Origin of the sequence: Rheinheimera baltica DSM 14885 (genome assembly GCF_000425345.1) — a bacterium.
GTDB lineage: Bacteria > Pseudomonadota > Gammaproteobacteria > Enterobacterales > Alteromonadaceae > Alishewanella > Alishewanella baltica.
Genome location: NZ_AUDG01000092.1, coordinates 1 through 6,858, shown reverse-complemented (window position 1 = coordinate 6,858; position 6,858 = coordinate 1). Strand labels below are relative to the sequence as shown.

The window sequence follows — 6,858 nt, the reverse complement described above, 5'->3', positions numbered from 1 at the left end:
ACATGGCGGTAAAAAAACTGAATGGCGTTGCGGGCAATTTTAACCGCACTCCAGGATTTGGTTTCCACCAGTTTCAGGAAATAGCCTTTAAGCTCAGCAGCGGTGAGGGCATCCGGGCAGGTGTCAAAAAACAGTGAAACCTGGCGCAAATAGCGGCTATACATATCAACCGTTTTAGGACTTTTTCCTTGCAAGGTTAACGCATTAAGATATTCTTGATACAAATTATTAAAGCGGTGTTGCTCGTTGGTATTCATGATAATACTCCTTACAGAGCCTTCACGATTGAAGGGCATAAGAAGTACAGCTGATGATCCACTCTGCCGCGTAGCGGCTTCGTTCAACAAGGCGAAGGTCCCGGGGAATAATTTGATGAAATATTGCGCAGCAATGCTTGTCATGCTGCTCTGCTGCACACAGGTTTTAGCCGAAAGCCGGGTTGTAGTAGTGGGTGTTTATCCGAATGCGCCGAAAGTATTTGCTGCTGAGGATGGCAGCCCTACGGGCATTTTAGGCGAGCTTCTACTTACCATTGCCGGGCAAGAGCAGTGGCGAGTTAAGGCTGTGCAGTGTGATTGGGCCTACTGCATGCAGCTACTGCAAGCGGGTGAAATAGATTTACTGCCGGATGTAGCTTATACGCCACAGCGCTCCCTACAGATGGATTTCCATCAAACGCCGTCGTTAACCAGTTGGTCTCAGTTTTACACTGCACCAGGTGTGCAGGTGCAAGCGATGACTGATCTTGCCGACAAACGCGTAGTGATAATGCATGACTCTGTGCAGCAGCATTACTTGCAGCGCGTTATAAACCAGGCTGGGTTAAACACTGAATTGTTGGCAGCAAAGTCGCTAGCCGAAGCATTTGCTATGGTCGCCGCTGGCTCGGCAGATGTGGTAGCGGCAAATCATTATTTTGGTGCGGCGCATTTTTCTCAATTTCATTTACGGCAAAGCCCGTTAATGTTTGAACAGGTACAGCTGTTTTATGCCACCAAAGCAGGACGCAATCGTGATCTTTTAGATAGCATTGAAAGCTATCTCGGACGTTGGCAAAGCAATGTCGATTCACCTTACTATCAGATTTTGCAACGCTGGGGCAGCGCAGCGCCTGAAACACTGATACCCAAAAATGTCTGGTGGATGTTAGCGATGCTGTCGGCATTGCTAATGTTGGCGCTTAGCGGCGCTTGGTGGTTAAAACGTCAGGTTGCGGAAAAAACCCGGCATTTGAAAGCCAGTGAAAACCGGCTTAACACGATTTTGAATAGCGTTGATGCACATATTTATATTAAAAATAGTCGCTTACGTTACGAGTACATTAACCGCAAGGCGGCTGATTTATTTGGCTGTGAACCTGAGCAAGCGGTGGGGCGACGTGATGATGCTTTTTTTGATGCGGCTACCTGTGTCAACCTGCAACAGAATGATTTAAAAGTGTTGCAACAAGGCGTTCGCTTAGTTGAAGAAGAGAACAACCGCTCGCTGGATGGTAGCCAAAAGCATACGTATTTGTCAGTCAAATTGCCGCTGCGAGACGAAGCCGGCAATATTTATGCACTTTGCGGCATTTCAACCGACATCACTGAACATAAACAGCAACAACAGGAAATTCATCAGCTGGCGTTTTATGATGCGCTAACGGGGCTAGCTAATCGGCGCATGCTGTTAGATCGCTTACAGCATGCGGTGGCACTGCGGGAACGGAAAACAGACCTTGCGCAAGGTGCGTTGTTATTTATCGATTTAGATCACTTTAAAGATTTAAACGATACATTGGGCCATGCTATGGGCGATCAGCTGCTAAAACAAGTTGCACAGCGCTTGCAAAACCATTTACGCAAAGTGGATACGCTGGCGCGGTTGGGTGGGGATGAGTTTGTTGTGTTGCTAACGGATTTGCATCCTGATCAGGATGTGGCCAGTCAGAAAGCCGGGTTAATTGCGACAAAGGTGGTGCAATTACTGGCTGAACCTTTCATGTTGCAGGACAGAAACTACACCCTGTCAGCGAGTGTCGGCGTGGTGCTGTTTGCTGACGGTTGCAACAGCTATGAGCTGCTACAACGGGCCGATCTGGCGATGTATGATGCCAAAGGTCACGGTCGTAATGGCATGCGGTTTTTTAACCAGCAAATGCAAGCCGATATTAGTGCCCGGGCAGAGCTCGCTGCTGGCTTACGTCAAGCCATTTTAAACAATGAATTACTGCTGCATTTTCAGCCCCAGTTAGAGCGCGAAAAGGGGATTGTTGGTGCAGAGGTGTTGCTGCGCTGGCAACATCCTGAGCAGGGCATGATCTCACCCGCCAGATTTATACCGGTGGCAGAAAGTACCGGCCAAATTTTGCAAATTGGCCATTGGGTACTGGAGCAGAGTTGTTTACAATTGGCCGAATGGGCCCGATTCCCTGATACAACACACTGGTATCTGGCAGTTAATATCAGTGCTCGCCAGTTACACTCGGCCAATTTCGTCGCAGACGTGAGCCGGGCATTGCAGCAAAGTGGCGCTGTGCCGGATAAGCTGGTGTTGGAGCTCACTGAAAGCCAGTTGTTGCAGGATGTCGACACCGTTATTGCTAAAATGCAGCAGTTAACCAATTTAGGTGTGCGGTTTTCGCTTGATGATTTTGGTACCGGCTACTCTTCTTTGAGTTATTTAAAGTTATTGCCATTACAGCAATTAAAAATTGACCATTCTTTTGTGCGTGATCTACTGACCGACCCCAATGATGAAGCCATTGTTAAAACTATTATGGCATTAGGGCAAAGTCTTGAGCTGGCTGTTATTGCCGAAAGTGTGGAGAGCGAAGCGCAGTATCGAAAGCTGTTACAGCTGGGCTGTAAACAATTTCAAGGTTACTTTTTTGGTAAGCCTCAGCCGCTGGAAAGCTTCGTTTCGTCAGCAAAAAGTGCAATGGTTAATCGAACGCCTGTGCCTTAAGCGCCGCCGCGCAAATGGATATAAGCTGATTAAGTGCCTCGAAAAACTCTCTGTCGTTTTGGTTAGCAATACCAATCACCAGGCCCGTTCGGGGTTCGCCGGCAAATACGTAGCGGCTTAACAACTGCGCTTTGATACCCGCCGTGGTAAGTTGCTCAACTAACTTGGTTTCATCTAACGAGTATGGAAATTCTAATACCAGGTGCAAGCCTGCGTGCTGCGCCTTTAGCTGACACTGCGGTAGGTGTTGTTGTAATAACTTAGCGGCTAAGTGTTTTCTTTGCTGATAAAACCGTCGCATTTTTAGTAAATGGCGGCCAAAATGTCCTTCATTAATAAAGTCTGCCAGTGTAGCTTGCGACAGTAATGGCACATCACCATGCAGAGCTTGCACGATGGCGGCAGCAGCTGCGATAACGTGACGGGGCGCAACTAAATAACCTAACCGTAGCCCGGGAAACAGGGTTTTACTAAAAGAGCCAACAAACAATACGCCATCGCCACCGGCCAGACCTTGTAAGCTGGCTATTGGCCTATGCTGATACTGAAATTCGCTGTCATAATCATCTTCTACCAGCCAAACACCGTGGTTTCGAGCCCACTCCAGTGCACTAATACGTTGAGCCAGCGGCATAATACCGCCAAGCGGATATTGGTGCCCAGGTGTTAAAAACAGGGCTTTGGCTGCTGTTGAAGTGGGGAGTTGCCCGGTGTCTAATCCCAGCGGCGTACTCGCATCAAGAAACTGCACCTGCAGCTCACACAGTTGCAGCGCTTGCTTTAGCCTGGGATAACCGGGCGTTTCCATGAGCACCTGCTGACCAGCGGCGGCGACTAGTTTGGCCGCGACAAACAAAGCTTGTTGCGCTCCTGCGGTAATTAAGATGCTGTGCTCGTCGCAGACAACTTTTCTGGATTGGCGCAAATACAGTGCTAAGGCTTGGCGCAGTGGCAAATAACCCAATGGATCAGCGAAGCCAGATAACGCGGTGCGCTGGCCATGTCGTTGTAGCAAACGCTGCCATATAGCAAACGGGAATAGCGGTAACGCAGATACTCCTGGCTGCAACAAGCCGTTACTGGCCCCGCTTTTCTGCGGCAGCGCATATTGTTGTATTGCCAATGGCGGTTGCGGTTGCTGTTTTGCTGGCTCACTAACAAAATAGTGCTCTGGTAAAGCGACAATCTGATAACCACGCCCCGGCTGCCCATCCAGATACCCCTCAGCCACCAATTGTTGCAGCACCTGATTTACCGTATTGCGGCTTAATGCCAAATCTGCTGCCAGCGTGCGGCTGGAAGGCAATAAGGCGCCACTGGGCCAGATGCCCGTTAGCATTTGTTGGCGCAACAGGCTGTAAAGCTGTTGTTGCAAACTACCTTGGCCACTGAGCTGCAAATTATCGGTAATTAAACGCAACTGGTACTCCTGCTTTGTTGAAACTGGTGCTTTCTAGCATGCCAGTGTAGCTATTAAGCTACGGCAATAACAGCAGGAGCAACCAATGAAAATAGAGTACCAACAAGAAAGCAGTTTTAAGCTGGACGAAATGCTGGCGCTGTACCGCGCATCCGGTATTAACCGGCCAACGGATGACAGCGCACGCATGGCAATTATGTTGGCAAGCAGCAATTTGCTGATCAGCGCTAGATCAGATGGCAACTTAGTCGGGTTGGCGCGCTGTTTAACCGACAAAGCTTATGTGGTGTATATCTGTGATTTGTTAGTCGATAAAGCCTGGCAGCAGCAGGGCATAGGCAAGGCGCTGTTAGCAGCAGTGCAACAGGCTACCGGGCCACAGGTACAGCAACTGTTGCGCAGTGCGCCGTCGGCAATGCAGTACTATCCAGCAGTGGGTTTTACCGCGATAGACAATGGCTTTCATATTCAGCGTCAGTGCTGAGCAGGAGGGACTGTGTATCCACCGCCGTATTATCACACTACCGACCGAGCGCAATTACAGGCGTTTTTACAGCAACATTACTTTGGCCTGCTGCTAAGCAATAACGGCAGTTTAAGCTATTCACCAGTGCCGTTTTTATTTACCTGGCAAAGCGGCAGCGATAAAGCATATTGCCATCTGGCACGCAATAACCCGCAGTTTAAGCAACTGGATGGGGTAGAGGTGACCATTATTATTCAGGGGCCACATGCTTTTGTTGCCGCCAGCTGTTATAGCAAACAACCGGCCGTATCAACCTGGAACTACGCCATGGTTGAACTTAAAGGCATAGCCCGTGTACTGGACAACGAACAAACATTGGCATTGGTAAGACAGCAGGAAGCACACAGTGCACCATCAATGGCGCAATCTGAGGCTTATCAACAACAACTCGTTAAGGCGATTGCGGGTGTGGAAATTAGCCTAACTGAAGTTAGTGGTCGCTTTAAGCTGTCGCAGAATAAATTGTTAGCTGAGCAACAGACGGTGATCCGTTATCTACAACAGACCGAACAGCCCGCCACCGTTTGGCAACTGATGTCTGCCGTTGATTAGTGTACGGATGAGCAAAGCCTATCGCAGATTATAAAATGTTTAGTCTGCCCAGCGGCAAATACTGACTACGCCATGTGGGAAGTCGTGGTGCTCTATATTGGCTAAGCTAAACTTTTCTTCAGGCGACGTTAATTCACAATTCAGGTTGCTAAGTACTCGTTGGAACGTGGCATGTGGTGTGATACTTGGCGTTGATGTATACCAAAGCACATAGGTTTTGCCTTGGTAATCTGCAGAAATTACTTGGCGTATTGTCGATTGATTTAATTTGTTGCCGGGTTGACGTGATTTGATATTTTTTTCAGCAAACTGAAACTGTCCCATTTCATTAGAAGAAGTGTCATCGTTGTATGATGTGTCGTAGTCCAGCTCTCGGAATACTTTAACGTTAGCTACCGGGTTACCGTTGAAGGTAATCTTCCCCTTTACTACAGGAGACAAATGCACATCGTATTCTTTAAACCAACTAAACATATCTGCGATAACCTGAGCTGGATAAGTTGGTGCTAGTATTGATATAAACAGACATGCTTTGCGCAGATTCGAGGTGTTCATCAGTTTACCAGTCAGCCAGATAGTTATTCACTATCTGGCTGCAGAGCGTTACATAACGCTGTTTATGGCTTCACGAGCAGCGCGGTAGAGCGTACCGACTGTGATATCAAATACCCAGCGAATAAATTTAAAACTAAGCTCCGTTACCGTGGTTACCGCTTGACGGGCAAAAGCCAGCATATGACCTAACAAGCCTTTTGTTTGCTCTGCCAGCTTAGTCGAAGCTTTTGCAACTGCCTCTAAGGTTCTTGCCAGCATATCGTAAAATGTTAACCCGGTGCCGATAGCAGCTTGAGCCATGACTGCAGTGTAATAACCTGCATCTTTTAATAATGTAATTAAACCCGAGCTGATTCTCTCCGCCCAGTAAGTGCTAAACGATGCCTGATGCCGATTTTCATATTTAAACCGCACCGCAGCATGGTTTAGCGATGACTTGGTCTGCAGGCTGCGCCAACTGCTGTTATTAGCAGTATTTAAGTAACCTGGGGTAGCTTCAATCGCCATTTTATGTGCAGCAAAACTAGGGCCTGTTGATCTTTGCTGTTTATAATTCAGCCAACCCACATTGGCAGCCATAATAGACAGCAAGCCAAGGCAAGTGTACTTGCATAATTCCGGGCCAATTTATCATACCGGGTTGCTACTGAACGGTAATGTTTTAGCCTGGCAAACACGTTCTCTACTAAATGGCGATATTTGTACAGACACCAATCAATATCGCCATTTCCAATTTTTGAATTACGTTTACGCGGTATCGTTGGGACGCCATTTTTCGCTCGGATCTGCTCCCGTACTTTCTCACTGTCATAGCCCCGGTCTGCGATAACATGCTCGGCATCAGGCAGTTGTTCAAGTA

8 protein-coding genes are annotated in these 6,858 nt (G+C 48.0%); 3 read left to right on the top strand and 5 right to left on the bottom strand.

Translation table 11 applies throughout. The features are described 5' to 3' along the window. On the bottom strand, positions 1-257 hold a 257-nt coding region (locus H595_RS0118975), incomplete at its 3' end, for a phage integrase N-terminal SAM-like domain-containing protein (RefSeq protein ID WP_027672575.1). A gap of 115 nt (positions 258-372) precedes the next feature. On the opposite strand from H595_RS0118975, the gene H595_RS22970 reads away from it, so the two are divergent. Continuing rightward, positions 373-2,946: an EAL domain-containing protein gene (locus H595_RS22970; protein WP_084153651.1), complete on the top strand. Its 2,574-nt coding sequence runs from the start codon at positions 373-375 to the stop codon at positions 2,944-2,946. Here the strand turns inward: H595_RS22970 and pdxR are convergent. Next, positions 2,924-4,366 carry a MocR-like pyridoxine biosynthesis transcription factor PdxR gene (pdxR, locus tag H595_RS22965; protein WP_051219992.1) on the bottom strand — a complete coding sequence of 481 codons (1,443 nt, stop codon included), beginning with the start codon at positions 4,364-4,366 and terminating at the stop codon, positions 2,924-2,926. The two genes, H595_RS22970 and pdxR, sit on opposite strands and share 23 nt — an antisense overlap. An 85-nt stretch (positions 4,367-4,451) precedes the next feature. Between pdxR and H595_RS0118960 the strand changes: the two genes are divergently transcribed. Continuing rightward, complete coding sequence (locus tag H595_RS0118960) at positions 4,452-4,850, top strand: GNAT family N-acetyltransferase (protein ID WP_027672574.1); 399 nt, start codon at positions 4,452-4,454, stop codon at positions 4,848-4,850. 12 nt (positions 4,851-4,862) lie between these two features. Beyond that, entirely contained in the window at positions 4,863-5,444 is a 582-nt protein-coding gene (locus H595_RS0118955) for an FMN-binding negative transcriptional regulator (protein WP_027672573.1), read from the top strand. 39 nt (positions 5,445-5,483) lie between these two features. Here H595_RS0118955 and H595_RS0118950 read toward each other — a convergent pair whose 3' ends face one another. From H595_RS0118950 to H595_RS0118940, 3 genes are all read right to left on the bottom strand, one after another. Beyond that, complete coding sequence (locus H595_RS0118950; protein WP_240474946.1) at positions 5,484-5,999, bottom strand: DUF6795 domain-containing protein; 516 nt, start codon at positions 5,997-5,999, stop codon at positions 5,484-5,486. A 48-nt stretch (positions 6,000-6,047) separates the two neighbouring features. Next, positions 6,048-6,506, bottom strand: coding sequence for a hypothetical protein (locus tag H595_RS22960; protein WP_205623267.1), 459 nt, complete (start codon positions 6,504-6,506; stop codon positions 6,048-6,050). Between the two features lie 47 nt (positions 6,507-6,553). Beyond that, positions 6,554-6,858, bottom strand: a 305-nt coding sequence (locus H595_RS0118940) for an IS5/IS1182 family transposase (protein ID WP_027670053.1), incomplete at its 5' end; no start/stop codon positions are given.

Coding starts and splice junctions, on each gene's coding strand:
- H595_RS22960 (WP_205623267.1), bottom strand. CDS start 6,506: ATGGCGATTGAAGCTACCCCAGGTTACTTAAATACTGCTAATAACAGC.
- H595_RS0118950 (WP_240474946.1), bottom strand. CDS start 5,999: ATGAACACCTCGAATCTGCGCAAAGCATGTCTGTTTATATCAATACTA.
- H595_RS22970 (WP_084153651.1), top strand. CDS start 373: ATGAAATATTGCGCAGCAATGCTTGTCATGCTGCTCTGCTGCACACAG.
- H595_RS0118960 (WP_027672574.1), top strand. CDS start 4,452: ATGAAAATAGAGTACCAACAAGAAAGCAGTTTTAAGCTGGACGAAATG.